This window comes from Thalassolituus marinus, from assembly GCF_020320395.1.
GTDB classification, from domain to species: domain Bacteria; phylum Pseudomonadota; class Gammaproteobacteria; order Pseudomonadales; family Oceanobacteraceae; genus Venatoribacter; species Venatoribacter marinus.
In genome coordinates this window covers 37,105-55,206 of sequence record NZ_JAEDAH010000010.1, presented here as the reverse complement: position 1 = coordinate 55,206, position 18,102 = coordinate 37,105, and the positions used below count along the sequence as shown (strand labels likewise).

The following is an 18,102-nucleotide window of genomic DNA, read 5'->3' as shown; positions in this document are numbered from 1 at the left end:
TTCAAGGGTAAACGAGCCAGAACAGCGCGAAGCGGGGAGATAGCCCGTCCGGCGAGAGGGGTAAGGCCCCTCTATGAGGACAAGAGGCCCGGAATATCCCACAAAAGTTCAAATGAAAATTTGTGGGACACTACTAGGTTGATACCGGGCTTTTTTGTTCGTAACCGAAAGCGGATTAACGAGCGTCGATCAGTGCTTTGGCACGTGCTGCTGCTGCACGAACCTGATTCGGTGCGGTGCCACCAATATGGTCACGAGCGGCTACCGAGCCTTCCAGCGTCAGAACGTCGAATACGTCAGCGCTGATTTCGCTGGAGAACTGCTGCAGTTCTTCCAGTGTCATTTCGCTCAGGTCTTTACCAGTCTGCACGCCGTAGGCCACCGCTTTACCAACGATTTCGTGGGCATCACGGAATGGAATGCCTTTGCGTACCACGTAGTCAGCCAGGTCAGTGGCGGTAGAGAAACCACGCTTGGCCGCTTCATACATAAACTCTTTTTTCGCCTGCAGGTGCGGAACCATATCAGCGAAGGCACGCAGCGAGTCACGCAGGGTATCGACGGTGTCGAACAGCGGCTCTTTGTCTTCCTGGTTGTCTTTGTTGTAGGCCAGCGGCTGGGATTTCATCAGCGTCAGCAGAGAAATCATATGGCCATAAACGCGACCGGTCTTGCCACGCACCAGTTCTGGTACGTCCGGGTTTTTCTTCTGCGGCATGATGGACGAGCCAGTGCAGAAGCGGTCAGGCAGATCAACAAACTGGAACTGCGCCGAGGCCCACAGTACCAGCTCTTCAGAGAAGCGTGACATGTGCATCATGATCAGCGACGCCGCGCTGGTGAATTCGATGGCGAAATCACGGTCGGATACCGAATCCAGGCTGTTCTCGGTTGGCGCGTCAAAGCCCAGCAGTTCTGCGGTGTAGTGACGGTCGATCGGGTAAGTAGTCCCAGCCAGTGCTGCTGCACCCAGCGGCATCTGGTTAATACGCTTGCGACAGTCCTGCAGACGGTCAAAGTCGCGGGTCAGCATTGCGTTCCAGGCCAGCAGGTGATGACCAAAGGTCACTGGCTGCGCAGTCTGCAGGTGAGTGAAGCCCGGCATAATGGTGTCGGCTTCTTTTTCTGCCAGTTCCACCAGGCCCTGTTGCAGACGGGTCAGTTCGGCGTTAATTACGTCGATTTCGTCGCGCAGGTAGAGGCGGATATCCGTCGCTACCTGGTCGTTACGGGAACGACCGGTGTGCAGTTTCTTACCGGTGATGCCGATTTTTTTCGTCAGCGCAGCTTCGATGTTCATGTGCACATCTTCCAGCGCCACTGACCACTCGAACTCACCACGTTCGATTTCAATACGAACCTCTTCCAGACCACGCAGAATATCGTCACGTTCCTGCTCAGTCAGAACACCCACTTTGCACAGCATTCTGGCGTGTGCGATGGAGCCCTGAATATCCTGACGGTACATGCGCTGATCGAAGGTTACTGACGCAGTGTAACGGGCAACAAAGGCATCGGTCGGCTCAGAAAAACGGCCACCCCAGGAAGAGTTGGTGGAATCAGACATAGAATCCTCGGTCCGGAATTTAAAAACGGCGCGAATTATAACCAGCCCGGGCCCGGCCTGTCGCCCGATTCGTGACTCATGCCCTTGCTCTGCAGGCAACGTCAGGACAGACTTGCAGCAAATAACACAACGGATACAGACCGTGGCACCGACATCACCGCAGAAACAACAGGATTTGCTCGAGGCATTCTTTCTGCCAGACCTGTGTAACACACGGGCGGTGATCATTTTACTGGGGCTGAGCGAAGCACTGGTACTGGCCCTGACCCTGATGGAAAGTAGTCTGCCGCAGATATCGTGGCAGCGCTTTGCGGTGATGTCCTTCTTTGTGCAATGGGTCTGTCTGTTGTCGGTGGCCCTGCTGTGCCAGCTGCGCCGGGTGCTGGTACGGTTATCCGTTATCCTTGCCTCGATTACCGCACTGATGCTGATCATGCTGGTAACCTTTGCCGTCAGTGTTGCCGGAGAACTGTTCTGGCCTGTAGATAACGGTGAGATTAACTGGCCTTGGGTGCAACGCAATGTACTGATCAGTTCAGTATTTGGCGCCGGCGCCATGCGTTACTTCTATGTGCAGAGCCAGTGGAAACTGAAAACCCAGGCAGAGCTGAAATCACGCCTGGCCGCCCTGCAAGCGAATATTCGTCCGCACTTTTTCTTTAACACCCTGAATACCGTCGCCTCACTGATCGCCATTGATCAGGACAAAGCCGAAACCATGCTGCTCGATCTGGCGCAGCTGTTCCGTGCAGTACTGAAAAGTGATGAGGCACGAGTGTCGCTGGCCGATGAAATCGAACTGGGGCGCCGCTACCTGACCATTGAACAGGTACGCCTCGGTGACCGCCTGAAGGTGCAATGGCAACTACCGCAACGCTTGCCAGCACTGCAGGTACCGCAGCTGATTCTGCAGCCGCTGCTGGAAAATGCGGTCTATCACGGCATCCAGCCGAGTCCGGATGAAGGCTACATCAACATTAATCTGAGCCAGGACGAACATAGCCAGCGCTGGCGGCTGAGCATCCGTAACAGCTGTCCGGCCGAGGGCAGTGACCACATTGGCAATCAGATTGCCCATGATAATATCCGCGCACGACTGGAAGCGATGGATGACCAGGCAGCACTGAGCATCAGTCAGAGCGGGCAGGAATACTGTGCCCAACTGACCCTGCCGTCTGCCCTGTTGTCAGATAAGGACACCCGATGAGCAACTACCGAATCCTGATTGTCGATGACGAACCACTGGCCCGTGAACGCCTGAAACGTCTGCTGCAGGAGCATGATGATTTTGTCGTCGCCGGCGAAGCCGCCAACGGCGATGCGGCGCTGTCGTGGCTGCGCATTCACGATGCAGATCTGGTGTTGCTGGATATTCAGATGCCCGGCCGCACCGGACTGGATGTCGCCAGTGAGATCGCTACTCTGCCGCAGCCACCCTTGCTGGTGTTCTGCACCGCCTACGATGAACACGCGCTACAGGCCTTTGCCGTGCGTGCCATTGATTACCTGCTGAAACCAATTCGCAAGGAAGATCTGTCACGGGCTCTGCTGCGCGCCGGTGAATGGCTGGGCAGCCGCAGCATAACTGACGTCGCGGCCACGGTAGGCGCACGCACGCACCTCAGCGCCCGTACCCACAACGGTCTGCAGCTGATTCCGCTGGATGACGTGTTCTATTTCATCGCCGACCAGAAGTACGTCAACGTGCACCATACCGAAGGTGACACGCTGATCGACGACAGTCTGAAACAGCTGGAAGACGAATTTACCGAGTTGTTCGTGCGCGTACACCGCAGTGCTCTGGTGGCACGTCAGCGTATTGAGCGGCTTGAGGCCCAGCCCGAAGGGGGCCACAAGGTCTTCCTGCGGGGGATGGAAGAAGGTGTGCCCGTCAGCCGACGCCATCTGGCGGACGTCAAACGGGTAATGCGCGGTCTCTGATCAGGAATCGCTGGCCGCACGACGACGAAACAGGCTGGCAACATTCACCACCTGCACAAAGCGGAATACCAGTACCGCATGAATCAGGCCGACAACGGCACCAAAGCCGTACTGTCCATCGCGCAGCACCTCAACCACCAGCATCGGCATCACCAGAATCGGGAACCATGCCAGATAGCGGTAAAAGAATTTCTCAAAGCCACTGACTGCGGCATTCTTCGCTGGGGTTTCAGTGGTCTCGCCACCGTTATTTTTGTTGTTTGCCATCGAGCAGATCTCCTGTCGCTGATATGACAGAGAACCACAGTTTTTCCCTCATCAGCCATTAGCCCTTGGTATAGATCAACATTGGCCATACTGACATAACCAACAGCAGGCACTAACACAGATCCACTGCTAGGCTTTAACCAGTATTAACGATTAACTGGTGCGTCGTGCGGCCTCTTGTTCTCTTGCTGATGTTTATGGCGTCTTCGCTGCTCTTACCGGGCTGTGATTCTTCGTCAGTTCCCCTTCGTCTGGGCACCAATGTGTGGCCGGGCTACGAGCCGCTGTACCTTGCTCGTGAGCAAGGCTACCTGAACCCTGACGATGTAAAACTGGTCGAGCTACCCTCTGCGACAGACGTCATGGATGCCCTGCGCCTGGGACACCTGGAAGCCGGAGCGCTGACACTGGACGAAGTGCTGACGCTGGTTGCCGAAGGAGAGCAGCTATCGGTCATTCTGGTGTTTGATATTTCCGCGGGTGCCGATGTGGTGATGGCTCGCACCGGTATTGAAGGTGTCAGCGATCTTGCTGGACACACCATCGCCGTAGAAACCACCGCCGTCGGAGCGCTGATGCTGAAGTCTGCGCTGGAGATGGGGGAGCTGAAAGCCGAAGACATAAAGGTTGTACACCTGCCTCTGACTGATCACCTTAAAGCGTTTCGTGCAAAGCGCATTGATGCAGCGGTCACTTTCTACCCTTACGCTGCCGATCTGGAAAAAGCAGGTGCACATAAGATCTTCGACAGCTCTGCTATCGAAGGTCAGATTGTTGATGTGCTGGCAGTCCGCAGTGATTTACTGTCGTCACGCAAACGGGATATTGAAAGTCTTCTTAAGGCCTATTATCAGGCGCTGGCTGATATCACCAATCACCCACAGGCCATGCTGCCGATGCTGAACAAGCGCCTGCAGTTAAGCGCAGAAGAAGTTCCGCATATTCTGGATGGTCTGATTCTGCCCGACTACAAGGCCAATCTGGAGTTGCTCAGTGGCCACCCATCAAAACTGGATCGCAGCGCACAGACGCTCAGTGAAGTAATGGCCAGGCAGCGCCTGCTGGCCAGACCACTGTTTATAGACAAACTGACCTTCAGTTTTGAGCTGGAGGGCATGCAATGAATACCCCACGTAAACGCTCTTCACTGCGCCGGGTACTGCATACCTGGTCAGCTCTGGCACTGGGGATTACCGCCATACTGGTCGGCTATTTCCTGTTCGAAGCACTTACCAGTCAGTTTTCAAATACCTGGCGCAGCAAACTGGAAGCTGAAATGACGTCGCTGCGCCTGACGCTGCAACATCAGCTGGCGGAATCCGACTGGAGCCTGGCGGACCAGAGCCTGTCCCGTATGGCGACCCGTCACCACGTAGAGCATATGGAACTGATCGTTGATGGCTACATTCGCCTGTCGACCAAACGCTCTGAGCTGGGCAAAGAATTTTTCCCGGAGTTACTGCCAGCGGGCATGACACTGCAGGGGGCTGAACTGCAATTGCAGCAGGATGGCGTCGATTTTTATGCCGTTCTGCCCATCGTGATTCGTACGGAACGACTGCGTGAAAACCAGCGCGGCTGGTTGATTGCTCACTACAACGCCCGTTTTCAGTACGAGGAATTACTGCACAACGCCATTCATAAGGTCTTTATCCTGATTGGCATGCTGGCACTTTACTCCCTTGGCCTGCAGCACATTGTACGAAAGCAGGTGCTTAATCCGCTGGCACGGCTGGTTGAATTCACCCGTTCGCTGCGCGACGGCCAACTGGGCAGTACCATTCATTCCAGTACCTCCACTGAGTTCTCCCATCTGGAAGGGGCATTCAATAGTTTAAGTCGCCACCTCAAGCACTCGGTCGATCAGATCCACGACCAGCATATGCGCGATCAGGCCTTTACCCGGGCGTTCCCGGACATGGCCTTCCTGATTGATAACGATGGCTATATTCAGGGTCGCTACGGTGCCGACAACAGCCCTATCCCGGAATTGAATCAGAATCTCTCCGGCGAATACTTTTCAGTCTGGGTCAGCCCGGAAGAAGCTGATGCACTGGAAGAGTGCCGGTTAAAAGCCATCACGCTGCACGACACTGTGATATCTGAGTTCCGACATCAGGACTTCTATGTAGAGTCGCGCCTGACCCCCCTGCTGGATGAATCGGACAGCAACAACATTCGTACCACCGGTGTGCTGTGGCTGATTCGTGACATCAGCGAAGTGAAGCGTAAGCAGCAGCTGATTGAATTTCAGGCCAATTTTGACTCCCTCACCAGCCTGGCCAACCGCCGTTTTGCCCTGCTGCATATTGATAAGAAAATGGCCCACGCCCGCCGCGCGAAAAAGTATGGCGCCGTGCTGTTTATCGACCTCGATCACTTTAAAAACATCAACGACTCACTTGGCCATCCGGTGGGGGACAAAATCCTGATTGAGGTGGGCGAACGCCTGAGCAAGGCCGTGCGCGACGAAGACCTGACCGCCCGCCTGGGCGGAGACGAGTTTCTGGTGTTGTTCGACGACATGGCCGACACCCCTGAAACCGCAGCGGCACTGGCACACGACAGTGCCGAGCGTCTGATGAATACCATCCGCCGTTCATACGCCATTGATATTCACACCTTCCATATTTCCGCCAGTATCGGTATCGCTATTTTCCCGGCCGATCAACTGGATGCCAGCGACCTGATCCGTCAGGCAGACACCGCCATGTATCACGCCAAGTCGCTGGGACGAAATGGTATCAGCCTGTACACCGACAACATGCAGCAGGAAACCCAGGACAAGCTGAACCTGTTCAACGACCTGTATCAGGCCATTCAGGACAAGGCTTTCACCCTGGCTTTCCAGCCGCAGATGAACGACCACGGCCAGATTACCGGAGCCGAGGCTCTGTGCCGCTGGACCAACCATGGCGTCACTGTGCGGCCGGATATTTTCATCGCCGCCGCCGAGGAGACTCGCCTGATTCTGCCGCTGGGTAGCTGGATTCTGCAGGAGAGCTGTCGGCGCCTGAAGCACTGGCGCGATCTGGGCTTACTGCCTCCGTCATTCCGTCGTCTGGCGGTGAATATCAGTCCGGCTCAGTTTATGGATGCCACCTTTGAACAACAGGTCATGGACATCCTGAATGAAACCGGACTCAGCGCTCATCTGCTGGAACTGGAGATTACCGAAAGTATCTTCCTTGGCGACAAAGCCATTATCCGCGAGAAAATGGATCGCCTGGCGAAGCTTGGTATCGCTTTCGCGCTGGACGATTTTGGCACCGGTTATTCTTCTCTGAGCTACCTGCAGAAGCTGCCACTACACAAGCTGAAGATCGACCGCTCCTTCATTATGGATATAGGCGATGGCCAGCGGCCGGCTCAGATCGTCGACTCCATTATTCAGCTCGGTCAGAACCTGCACATGAGCATTATTGCCGAGGGTGTGGAATCGGAACCGCAGCGCGACTATCTGCAGAAGCGTAGCTGCCTGGAGTATCAGGGCTATCTCTACAGCCCGCCGCTGACGGAAGCAGAGTTTCTGGAGTACATCAGGCACAATAGCGGAGAACACCAAACGCAGGATTTCTGAACCTTGCTACCGCTGGTCTACCATCCCAATTACTCGTGCCCGTTTCCCGACGACCATCGCTTTGTGATGTCAAAGTTTGTGCGTCTTTATCAGCACTGTTTGCACGAGGGTTTGATTGGTAAACACAACCTGTTTACCCCGCAAATGGCCAGCGTCGAAGACTTTCTGCTGATTCACGATGCTCAGTATCTCGCCGGCTTATGTGATCAGTCACTGGATCCGAAAGCCTGGCGGCGTATCGGCTTACCCTGGAGTCAGGGGCTGATCGACCGTACCTTTACCGCACCCAATGGTTCATTGCTGACTGCCCGCCTGGCACTGAAATACGGCCTGGCCAGTCACCTGGCTGGCGGCACACATCATGCGCACCGCGACTTCGGTTCCGGTTTCTGTCTGCTTAACGACCTGGCGTACACGGCAGCCACATTGTTGCAGAACGGCGAAGTGCAAAAGGTACTGATCTTCGATCTGGATGTGCATCAGGGCGATGGCACCGCCGCCATTCTGGCCAACGAACCGAACGCCTTTACCTGTTCGATCCACTGTGAGAAAAACTTCCCGTTCCGCAAATCCAGCAGCGATCTGGATATAGGTCTGGAGCGCGAACTGAAAGATGCCGAATATCTGGCCATTGTGGATAACACGCTGATGCGGCTACTGGATGAAGTTAAGCCGGACATCGTGCTCTACGATGCCGGTGCTGATGTCTGGGAGCATGATGAACTGGGTCATCTGAACATCAGCTGGGAGGGGGTACGCCAACGCGATGAGCTGGTGCTGACCCATTGCCTGCGCCGCCATATTCCGGTGATGACGGTGATTGGCGGTGGTTACGACAAAGACCACGCTCGCCTGGCTCGCCGCCACGCCATAGCCGCCGAAACAGCCGCCCACCTGTTCCCGCTATATCTGTAACTCAGCGTTATTCTGCAGAATGGCATTCCCTTTGCTCTATATCAGTGCAAACGGTCTGTAAGCACCTGCTGGTGCACAGGCTGCACCATCGGTGGGCGCAACGCTGGCGGCCGCCCCAAAACTGACTGCGGAGAATGCCTGATATGGATAAAGCGACCATGACCGAAACCATCATCGCAGCGAAGCTGGAAAAGCAGCTGAGCTGGGAGCAAATGGGCAAAGACCTGGGAATGTCCCCGGTATGGCTGACGTCGGCTTGTCTGGGAATGAACAGTGCACCGGCGGAAAAAGCTGCTGCCATCAGTGAATACCTCGGTCTGGGTAAAGATGTGGCCACCGCCCTGGCTGCCTACCCGACCAAAATCTGGGATCAGGCGGTACCAACCGACCCGCTGATCTATCGCCTGTATGAGGTTGTTGGTGTGTACGGCGAAACCCTGAAGGAAGTGATCCAGGAAAAATTCGGTGATGGCATCATGAGCGCCATCGATTTCTCGATGGAAGTCGACAAAATCGAAGACCCGAAAGGTGATCGCGTGCTGCTCACCCTTAACGGTAAGTTCCTGCCTTACAAAAGCTGGTAATCCGCCAGACTGCCACCGCCGCTGCGACATAACTGTCCGGCGGTCGGACAGGCATTTACAGAACGTTCGTGCCGGATTAGTCTTTTGCCTGAATAATAATAAGGACTCACCCGTGCGCTTTTTTTACGTTGCACTGCTGGCACTGTTGCTGGCTGGCTGCCCGCTGAACGACGACTCATCCGGTTCATCTTCCGCTACCGATAACGGCGGCCAGACCGACGATGGCAACGACAACAACACGGGTGGCGATTCTTCCGGCGACGGCGATAGCAGCGGCGGTGATGGTGATTCCGGCAGCGACGGTGGTACTACAACGCCACCCCCGGTTGACTGCAACTGGCAGGAACCGACAGAAGTCACGCCAACGGAAACACTGGGCAACACATCTGATGCAACGATTTACAGCCTTGATGGCTACAGTGAACGTAGCGATCTGAACAGCGATCTGACCGGCACCTGGGTACTTATCCATAAAGTCACCAGCAGCAGCGACAGCGCTAATACCCGCAATACCACCATTCTCGAACAGAAAACCCACTTTGTGATCCGTGATAATGGTGGTCAGCTGGAAGTGTCTGTGTGCAACAGTAATGGCAGTGGTTTCGAGGATCTGGAAGATACCAGCAGCGATTTCACCCTGCCGCTGTTCGGCGGTATTACCCAGCCCACGTTCAGTAAAACTTCCAACAGTCAGCTGACTGGCCAGGCCTTATCCGGCACAGGTATCAGTTACAGTAATCAGAGCACCCAGGCGATCAAGATCAGCGCTGCTACCAGCGCTTTTGGCCAGAGCACCCTGACCTTTGACGCGACAACCGAATCCAACGCCAATACATTCTGTTTCAGCCAGCGTCGCGAGCGCAGCATGCAGCAAGCCTGTACTGCAGACCCGCAGGATACCGAGCTGTCGCTGTACATGTTGCTGGGCACAGAATCCGGACAGCAAGGTCTGAGCTACCGCACGACTCCGTATTACACCCTGAATAACGACAACCAACTGATGCTGCAGACCACAACACCAGCCAGCAACAGCATCTCTGCGTCTGCCACCAGCGTCAGCATTAACATTTCACTGGATGATGCGAAGAAAGTAAGTACCGGCACACCGGCAGTAACCGGCTCTCTGGTCGGCAGCCTGACCCTGCCCTGAAGCGGTCAGCTGCGACGGGCCTCATTCATAAGCTGCGTGAGCTGATCACGCAGCCACATCACCGCGGGGTCGCGACTGGATTTTTTATGCCAGTACAGGTGCAGCTCCAGCGGCGCCAGCGACAATGGCAGTGGCCGCGTAATTAATCCGGGAAGCTGTCGCACCAGTTCATCGGCATAGCCCGACGGCAACGTCAGCAGCAAATCCGTCTGGCGCACCACCTGTGCTGCCGCAAAGAAGTTCTGGCAACGTAGTGCCACATCACGCACGCGACCGATACGGGTCAGGGCAAAGTCCTCAACCCCCGGGCCTTCGTTACGACTGGATACCAGTACATGACGGCTTTGCAGATAGTCATCCAGACTCCAGCCACCGACCGCAGCCACATGGCTGTCACGCATCATCACCACCAGCTGCTCCTGGCCAACAGCAGCATGCTCAATTTCATCCGACACCGGCAACAATACATCGGCAGCGAAATCAATCTGGCCGGACGATAGCGCACTTTCCATATCACGCCGTGCGATCCGCACACTGCGCACCTGCACCGCCGGCGCCTGCACATGCAGCCGCGCCATCAGTGGTGGCAGCGCCGACGACTCCAGCACATCCCGCGCGGCCAGCGTAAACACCCGATTCGATTGCGCCGGGTCGAAGTTCAGCCCTTCGGTCAGGGTCGACTCCAGATCCTGCAGAGCCGCACGTACACGGCCAACAATTGCCTTGGCCAGCGGTGTCGGTGCCACACCTTTGCCCGAGCGCTCGAACAACGGGTCATCAAAACGTTCGCGCAGACGCCCTAACGCATGACTCACCGCTGGTTGCGACAGGTGCAGACTCTCCGCCGCGCGCGTCAGATTGCCTTCGCGATAAATGGCATCGAACACCACGAACAGGTTGAGGTCGACGCGGGATAAATTGATGTTATGCATAATGGTGAGTCAGCAATATAAGCAGAGTGAATCATCATACGCCCCGGGAATTGCCCCGGCAAAAAACTGTCACATTGAATCGTTAGTATGTATCCACTCACGGACGAACCGGATCAATCATGCCCAAATTACATTTTACCCCTGCGCTTATTCTGACCACTGCCATTTCCCTGCTGGCCGGCTGTGCCAGCCACCGCCTCGGCCCGCAGGCTGTCTTTGTATCTGAGCAGGACAAGCAAGACCCACCACTGGAAATCTCCGCGGCTTTTCGCCAGGACCTGTGCAGTCCTAATGTCGCGTATGTCGCTGTCTCCATTCGCAATCCAGGCGATGAATGGCAGGAACTTCACAACCTAGAGCTGACATCACCGTACGCTACCTACTACGATGAAAATCAGTTCGATGTTCTCACCGGCCACGAGTTACTGGCCTGGGCCGATGCACTTGAACTGCAGAGCCGCCGTAACGAACACAATGCCGCTCTGGCACGCACAGCGGTGCGAAGCGTTTCACGACTGATGATGGCCAGCGATGAGCGTGGTGTTCAGGTTGCAGGTCTGGCCATTGCGGTTGGTGAAGCGGCCAACCGGGCCACCAACCGTGTGCGCCAGAGCATGCGCGAAGCCTCCATGCCGATCGGTGCCTCTTCCAATCATTTGTACAGTGACATCCTCACCATCCCACCGCGTATGGACCGGGTTTTCTGGATTACGCTGAAAGCCAGACCCGATGCACCATTGATGAGCTGGCTCAGTGCTGCCTACCTGGATCAGGCAGGCCAGTCCCATCAGTTCGTTGCACCACTGGATAACTGGGCCGAGTGCGGCTGGCAGGAAAAGCGTCGTATTGCTCTGCGCGACTGGGGCCGCGATAACGATCGGATCCCATACCGTCTCAACACCGACGGCAGTAAAGAGTTGTTGCGCTATGACACCACCCAGCTTGAGCGTCAGTATCAGCAGGCACGGGAAACGTTGAGCAGCAATTGACCCCTGCACGTCCCGGCTTTATCTTGACGGTGTCAACATACGAGGATTTCTGAATGTCTGCCTACGAGTGTTTTACCGTCGAGATCAAAGACCACATCGCCCACCTGCAACTGTCACGCCCCGAGGCCCTGAACTCCATGAACAAAGCGTTCTGGGTAGAGCTGCCGCAATGTGTGCGTGAGATCGAAGCCGCTGCAGAAGCGCGGGTCATTGTGATCTCATCAACCGGTAAGCACTTCTCTGCCGGCATGGATCTGGGGGTATTCTCAGATTCCAGTGCGCTGCCAATGGGTGGCGATCCTGGTCGTATGGGCGAGGCTCTGCGCCGCCTGGTTCTGGATCTGCAGGCCAGCCTGAGTTCTCTTGAGCAGGTACGCATTCCTGTACTGGCGGCCGTTCACGGCGGCTGTATCGGTGGCGCGCTGGATATGGTGTGCGCCGCCGACTCACGCTACTGCAGTGCTGATGCCTATTTCACCATCAAAGAAACCGAACTGGGCATGACCGCCGACGTCGGTACCCTGCAGCGCCTGCCGAAACTGATGCCGCAGGGCGTGGTACGCGAACTGGCTTACACCGGCCGTAAGTTCAGCGCTCAGGAAGCCAAAGCGCTGGGCTTTGTTAATGAAGTGTATGAATCACAGCAGGCGCTGCTGGACGGCGTGATGACCATTGCCGCGCAGATCGCTGCCAACTCGCCACTGGCGGTAAGTGGCTGCAAGGAAATGCTCAACTACAGCCGCGATCACAGCGTTGAAGACAGCCTGAAGTACATGGCCACCTGGCAGTCCGGCATGTTCCGTCCGGGCGACATGATGAAATCGTTCCAGGCCAAAGCGACAAAACAAGCGCCGGAGTTTGAGCCACTGCGCCCTATCAAGCCGTTATTTGAATGAAAAAAAGCCCCGCATTAGCGGGGCTTTTTCTTATCAGCGACGTCGACGCAAAACCTTCATTCGCAATAAGCCGAAACGAGGTTTTCTGTACCGCAATAATCTTAGTGTTTACCAAGCTTTTCGCGGATCTGCTGGCCATGGGTTGTGCATGCAGCAGGCTGCGGACTCCAGCACCTCCAATCAGAAATAAAAAAAACCGCGCTGTTTGCACAGGGCGGGTTTTTTCGCTTAAAACTAAGAAGCTTAGTGCTTACCCAGTTTCTCGCGGATCTGCTGGCCATAGGGTATGCACGCAGATGGCTGCGTATTCCAGCACTTTTCATTCCGGCATAAAAAAACCCGTACTGCAGAACAGTGCGGGTTTCTTTGCTGAAACAGGGAAAACTTAATGTTTACCCAGTTTCTCGCGGATCTGCTGGCCATAGGGTATGCACGCAGATGGCTGCGTATTCCAGCACTTTTCATTCCGGCATAAAAAAACCCGTACTGCAGAACAGTGCGGGTTTCTTTGCTGAAACAGGGAAAACTTAATGTTTACCCAGTTTCTCGCGGATCTGCTGGCCATAAGTTATGCACGCAGCACGCTGCGTAAGCCAGCAGGCATAAAAAAACCCCGCCGAAGCGAGGTTTTCTGTACCGCAATAATCTTAGTGTTTACCAAGCTTTTCGCGGATCTGCTGGCCATAAGTTATGCACGCAGCACGCTGCGTAAGCCAGCAGGCATACAAAAACCCCGCCGAAGCGAGGTTTTCTGTACCGCAATAATCTTAGTGTTTACCAAGCTTTTCGCGGATCTGCTGGCCATAGGGTATGCACGCAGCTGGCTGCAGCTTCCGGCAGATATAAAAAAACCCCGCAGAGCGGGGTTCTTTAACGATCGACTGTTTAAGCTTAGTGCTTGCCCAGTTTCTCGCGGATCTGCTGGATAGTACGCAGCTGCGCTGCGGCCTCGGCCAGCTGAGTGAGAGCGCGGGAGTAATCAAAGTCTGCACCCTGATTCTCGATCGCCTGCTCAGCATGTTTTTTAGCTTCCAGTGCAGCAGCTTCGTCGATGTCGTTTGCACGAACCGCAGTATCTGCCAGCACGGTCACCTTATTGGGCTGAACTTCCAGATAACCGCCAGAGACGTAAACAATCTCTTCTTCGCCGCCTTGTTTAACAATGCGGACCGGGCCAGGTTTCAGCGGGCTCAGCAGTGCTGCGTGGCCAGGTTCAATACCCAGATCACCCAGTGCACCAGAAGCCACAACGCGCTCAACCAGACCAGAGAACAGATTCTCTTCGGCGCTGACGATATCGCAGTGGACGGTAATCGCCATAGTCGTATCCTCATTCAGAGGAGGAGGCACTCAGCTTACGCTGAGCGCTCCCGCCCAAATTACATGTTTTTGGCTTTCTCGATAGCTTCGTCGATGGTACCTACCATGTAGAATGCCTGTTCTGGCATGTCATCGTAGTCACCATTCAGAATGCCCTGGAAACCACGGATGGTTTCTTTCAGAGACACGTACTTACCAGGCGCACCAGTGAAGATCTCTGCCACGTGGAATGGCTGAGACAGGAAACGCTCGATCTTACGTGCACGGGCTACCAGCTGCTTATCTTCGTCGGACAGTTCGTCCATACCCAGAATCGCGATGATGTCTTTCAGCTCTTTATAGCGCTGCAGAACACCCTGAACGCCACGAGCGGTGTCGTAGTGTTCGTTACCGATTACCAGTGGATCCAGCTGACGAGAGGTGGAATCCAGTGGGTCGATCGCAGGGTAAATACCTTTAGCCGCGATGTCACGGGACAGTACTACTGTAGAGTCCAGGTGAGCAAAGGTGGTAGCTGGAGACGGGTCAGTCAAGTCGTCCGCAGGTACGTATACGGCCTGGATAGAAGTAATAGAGCCTGTCTTAGTGGAGGTAATACGCTCCTGCAGAACACCCATTTCTTCTGCCAGAGTTGGCTGATAACCTACCGCAGATGGCATACGACCCAGCAGTGCAGATACTTCTGTACCAGCCAGTGTATAACGGTAAATGTTATCAACGAACAGCAGTACGTCTTTGCCTTCGTCACGGAACTTCTCAGCCATGGTCAGACCAGTCAGAGCTACACGCAGACGGTTGCCTGGTGGCTCGTTCATCTGGCCGTATACCATTGCTACTTTAGACTCAGCTTTGTTTTCCAGGTTTACAACACCGGACTCAGCCATTTCGTAGTAGAAGTCGTTACCTTCACGGGTACGCTCACCAACACCAGCGAATACAGACAGACCGGAGTGTGCCTTCGCGATGTTGTTGATCAGTTCCATCATGTTTACGGTTTTACCAACACCGGCACCACCGAACAGACCAACTTTACCACCCTTAGCGAAAGGACATACCAGGTCGATAACCTTGATGCCTGTTTCCAGCAGGTCGGTAGAGTTTGACTGCTCGTCAAAGCTTGGCGCTTTACGGTGAATGGAATAACGCTCTTTCTCACCGATCTCGCCGCACTCGTCGATCGGGCGACCGAGTACGTCCATGATACGGCCCAGAGTTTCGGTACCAACTGGTACAGAAATTGGAGCGCCAGAGTTAGTCACATTCAGGCCACGCTTCAGGCCTTCTGTGGAGCCCATCGCAATAGTACGGACAACGCCGTCGCCCAGCTGCTGCTGAACTTCCAGAGTAGTCTCAGTACCATCAACGGTCAGGGCGTCGTAGACCTTAGGTACATTGTCGCGTGGAAATTCCACGTCGATAACGGCACCGATGATCTGTACGATAGATCCGCTCATTTTCGGTTCCTCTTAAACTTAAACCTGTGATCCGGGCCTTAAACGGCCGCGGCACCGCCAACGATTTCTGAAATTTCCTGGGTAATGGCTGCCTGACGAGCTTTGTTGTACAGCAAATTCAGCTCGTTGATCATGCTGCCGGCGTTATCTGTGGCGTTTTTCATTGCCAGCATACGCGCGGCCTGTTCACAGGCGTTGTTCTCTACCACACCCTGATACACCTGAGATTCTACGAAGCGTACCAGCAGACCTTCGAGGATCTCTTTGGCATCTGGTTCGTAGATGTAGTCCCAGTGATGTTTCAGTGAATCGTCTTCTTGTGCCTTCAGGGGCAATAACTGCACCGCTGTTGGCTGTTGGGTCATGGTGTTCACAAAACGGTTATGGATGATGTACAGACGATCGATTTTGCCTTCGTCGTATGCATCAAGCATCACTTTTACCGCTCCGATCAGGCTGGACAACTCAGGAGCATCACCCAGGTGAGACTGGGAAGCCACTACGTTGCCACCAAATCCTGAGAAGAACAGACCGGCTTTGGAGCCGATAGCGGCGAAGTCAACTTCGACGCCTTTCTCTTCCCATTCTTTGGTTTGCTGTGCGAGGCGCTTGAACAGGTTGTTGTTCAGGCCACCACACAGGCCACGGTCGGAAGACACCACGATGTAGCCAACACGCTTAACGTCGCGGTCTTGCAGATAACGGTGACGATATTCAGATGTCGCATTCGCCAGATGGCCGATCACACTGCGGATCATATCCGCGTATGGACGGCTCTGTTGCATGCGCAGCTGAGCGCGACGCATTTTACTTACAGCAACTTTTTCCATTGCTGAAGTAATTTTCTGCGTGCTTTTTACACTCGTAATCTGCTCTTTAATCTCTTTTCCGACTGCCATAACTAAGCTGCCTTACGTTTGTGTGAATCTCGCTGGCGGCTTAGCCGCCAGCATGAGACTTACCAGGTCTGAGAGCTCTTGAATTTCTCAATACACTCTTTCAGGCCGGCTTCGATCTCACCGTTGTAGTCGCCCTTCTCGTTGATCTTAGCCATCAGTTCAGCGTATTCGCTGTTGGCATAGCTCAGCAGAGCGGCTTCAAACGCCTGGATCTTGTTCACTTCAACGTCAGACAGGTAGCCTTCGTTAGCAGCCAGGATCGACAGACCCATTTCAGCAGTAGACATTGGTGCGTACTGACCTTGCTTCATCAGCTCGGTTACCGCACGGCCGTGTTCCAGCTGTTTACGGGTTGCTTCATCCAGATCAGATGCAAACTGAGCGAATGCCGCCAGTTCACGGTACTGAGCCAGAGCCAGACGGATACCACCGCCCAGTTTCTTAATGATCTTGGTCTGTGCAGCACCACCTACACGGGATACAGAGATACCCGCGTTCATCGCCGGACGGATACCGGAGTTGAACAGGTTGGTTTCCAGGAAGATCTGACCGTCAGTAATAGAGATCACGTTGGTAGGTACGAATGCAGATACGTCACCACCCTGAGTCTCAATGATCGGCAGAGCTGTCAGAGAGCCGGTTTTACCTTCAACACCGCTTACGTTCTTAACGTAGTCAGCGTTCACGCGACATGCGCGCTCCAGCAGACGGGAGTGCAGGTAGAAAACGTCACCCGGATAAGCTTCACGGCCTGGTGGACGCTTCAGCAGCAGGGAAATCTGACGATATGCCCATGCTTGCTTGGTCAGATCGTCATAAACGATCAGAGCGTCTTCACCGCGATCCAGGAAGTACTCACCCATCGCACAGCCAGCGTATGGAGCCAGGAACTGCATTGCTGCAGGATCGGCTGCGCCAGCGGCAACGATGATGGTGTGATCCATTGCGCCGTGTTCTTCCAGTTTACGTACTACGTTAGCGATAGAAGATTGCTTCTGACCGATTGCAACGTAGATACACTTAACACCAGTACCTTTCTGGTTGATGATGGCGTCGATTGCCATGGCAGACTTACCAGTCTGACGGTCACCAATGATCAGCTCACGCTGGCCACGGCCTACCGGTACCATGGAGTCAACTGCCTTATAACCAGTCTGCAGAGGCTGATCTACACCCTGACGCGCAATAACGCCTGGTGCAACGCGCTCTACCGGAGCAAAGGTAGAAGTTTCGATCGGACCTTTACCGTCGATTGGGTTACCCAGAGTGTCGACAACGCGACCCAGCAGAGCTTCGCCAGTCGGTACTTCAAGGATACGACCAGTACATTTAGCGGTTTGGCCTTCAGCCAGCCCCTGGTAATCACCCAGAACTACCGCACCAACGGAGTCACGCTCAAGGTTCATTGCCAGGCCGTATACACCGCCTTCAAATTCAATCATCTCACCGTACATAGCGTCGGCAAGACCATGGATACGAACGATACCGTCGGATACAGATACGACGGTGCCCTCGTTCTGGGCTTGTGAAGTCACATCGAGACTTTCGATGCGTTTTTTGATGACTTCACTGATCTCGGATGGATTCAGTTGCTGCATGCATCGTCCC

Annotated in this window: 16 protein-coding genes; 9 read left to right on the top strand and 7 right to left on the bottom strand. The window is 54.7% G+C overall.

The window, feature by feature from the left end:
* Positions 1-175 precede the first annotated feature (175 nt).
* Complete coding sequence (gene argH / locus I9W95_RS02670) at positions 176-1,567, bottom strand: argininosuccinate lyase (protein WP_225671576.1); 1,392 nt, start codon at positions 1,565-1,567, stop codon at positions 176-178.
* 142 nt (positions 1,568-1,709) lie between these two features.
* On the opposite strand from argH, the gene I9W95_RS18455 reads away from it, so the two are divergent.
* Together I9W95_RS18455 and I9W95_RS02660 are read left to right on the top strand one after the other, a co-directional pair.
* Entirely contained in the window at positions 1,710-2,774 is a 1,065-nt protein-coding gene (locus tag I9W95_RS18455; protein ID WP_225671574.1) for a sensor histidine kinase, read from the top strand.
* The gene (locus I9W95_RS02660; RefSeq protein ID WP_225671573.1) at positions 2,771-3,508 is read left to right on the top strand and encodes a LytR/AlgR family response regulator transcription factor; all 738 of its coding nucleotides are present in this window, start codon (positions 2,771-2,773) and stop codon (positions 3,506-3,508) included. Before I9W95_RS18455 ends, I9W95_RS02660 begins: the two co-directional genes overlap by 4 nt.
* Here I9W95_RS02660 and I9W95_RS02655 read toward each other — a convergent pair whose 3' ends face one another.
* The gene (locus I9W95_RS02655; RefSeq protein WP_225671571.1) at positions 3,509-3,775 is read right to left on the bottom strand and encodes a hypothetical protein; all 267 of its coding nucleotides are present in this window, start codon (positions 3,773-3,775) and stop codon (positions 3,509-3,511) included.
* A gap of 197 nt (positions 3,776-3,972) precedes the next feature.
* On the opposite strand from I9W95_RS02655, the gene I9W95_RS02650 reads away from it, so the two are divergent.
* The 5 genes from I9W95_RS02650 to I9W95_RS02630 all read left to right on the top strand — a co-directional run bounded on the left by I9W95_RS02650 (position 3,973) and on the right by I9W95_RS02630 (position 10,004).
* Positions 3,973-4,899, top strand: coding sequence for an ABC transporter substrate-binding protein (locus I9W95_RS02650; RefSeq protein ID WP_225671569.1), 927 nt, complete (start codon positions 3,973-3,975; stop codon positions 4,897-4,899).
* Positions 4,896-7,355: a putative bifunctional diguanylate cyclase/phosphodiesterase gene (locus I9W95_RS02645; RefSeq protein ID WP_225671568.1), complete on the top strand. Its 2,460-nt coding sequence runs from the start codon at positions 4,896-4,898 to the stop codon at positions 7,353-7,355. Before I9W95_RS02650 ends, I9W95_RS02645 begins: the two co-directional genes overlap by 4 nt.
* A gap of 3 nt (positions 7,356-7,358) precedes the next feature.
* Positions 7,359-8,270, top strand: coding sequence for a histone deacetylase family protein (locus tag I9W95_RS02640; protein ID WP_225671566.1), 912 nt, complete (start codon positions 7,359-7,361; stop codon positions 8,268-8,270).
* Positions 8,271-8,413: 143 nt separating this feature from the next.
* The gene (cynS, locus tag I9W95_RS02635) at positions 8,414-8,854 is read left to right on the top strand and encodes a cyanase (RefSeq protein WP_225671564.1); all 441 of its coding nucleotides are present in this window, start codon (positions 8,414-8,416) and stop codon (positions 8,852-8,854) included.
* Between the two features lie 112 nt (positions 8,855-8,966).
* Positions 8,967-10,004 carry a hypothetical protein gene (locus tag I9W95_RS02630; protein WP_225671562.1) on the top strand — a complete coding sequence of 346 codons (1,038 nt, stop codon included), beginning with the start codon at positions 8,967-8,969 and terminating at the stop codon, positions 10,002-10,004.
* A gap of 5 nt (positions 10,005-10,009) precedes the next feature.
* Here I9W95_RS02630 and I9W95_RS02625 read toward each other — a convergent pair whose 3' ends face one another.
* The gene (locus I9W95_RS02625) at positions 10,010-10,936 is read right to left on the bottom strand and encodes a LysR family transcriptional regulator (RefSeq protein WP_225671560.1); all 927 of its coding nucleotides are present in this window, start codon (positions 10,934-10,936) and stop codon (positions 10,010-10,012) included.
* 119 nt (positions 10,937-11,055) lie between these two features.
* Here I9W95_RS02625 and I9W95_RS02620 point away from each other — a divergent pair, with 119 nt between their 5' ends.
* Complete coding sequence (locus I9W95_RS02620) at positions 11,056-11,925, top strand: hypothetical protein (protein ID WP_225671558.1); 870 nt, start codon at positions 11,056-11,058, stop codon at positions 11,923-11,925.
* A gap of 53 nt (positions 11,926-11,978) precedes the next feature.
* Complete coding sequence (locus tag I9W95_RS02615) at positions 11,979-12,821, top strand: crotonase/enoyl-CoA hydratase family protein (protein ID WP_225671556.1); 843 nt, start codon at positions 11,979-11,981, stop codon at positions 12,819-12,821.
* 891 nt (positions 12,822-13,712) lie between these two features.
* Here the strand turns inward: I9W95_RS02615 and I9W95_RS02610 are convergent.
* The 4 genes from I9W95_RS02610 to atpA are packed head-to-tail and all read right to left on the bottom strand — an operon-like array spanning position 13,713 to position 18,092.
* Complete coding sequence (locus I9W95_RS02610) at positions 13,713-14,141, bottom strand: F0F1 ATP synthase subunit epsilon (RefSeq protein WP_225671554.1); 429 nt, start codon at positions 14,139-14,141, stop codon at positions 13,713-13,715.
* A gap of 59 nt (positions 14,142-14,200) precedes the next feature.
* Positions 14,201-15,595 carry a F0F1 ATP synthase subunit beta gene (atpD, locus tag I9W95_RS02605; RefSeq protein ID WP_225671552.1) on the bottom strand — a complete coding sequence of 465 codons (1,395 nt, stop codon included), beginning with the start codon at positions 15,593-15,595 and terminating at the stop codon, positions 14,201-14,203.
* Between the two features lie 38 nt (positions 15,596-15,633).
* A complete protein-coding gene (atpG, locus tag I9W95_RS02600; RefSeq protein WP_225671550.1) occupies positions 15,634-16,494 on the bottom strand; it encodes a F0F1 ATP synthase subunit gamma in 861 nt (286 codons plus the stop codon).
* 59 nt (positions 16,495-16,553) lie between these two features.
* Complete coding sequence (atpA, locus tag I9W95_RS02595; RefSeq protein ID WP_225671548.1) at positions 16,554-18,092, bottom strand: F0F1 ATP synthase subunit alpha; 1,539 nt, start codon at positions 18,090-18,092, stop codon at positions 16,554-16,556.
* Positions 18,093-18,102: the final 10 nt, after the last annotated feature.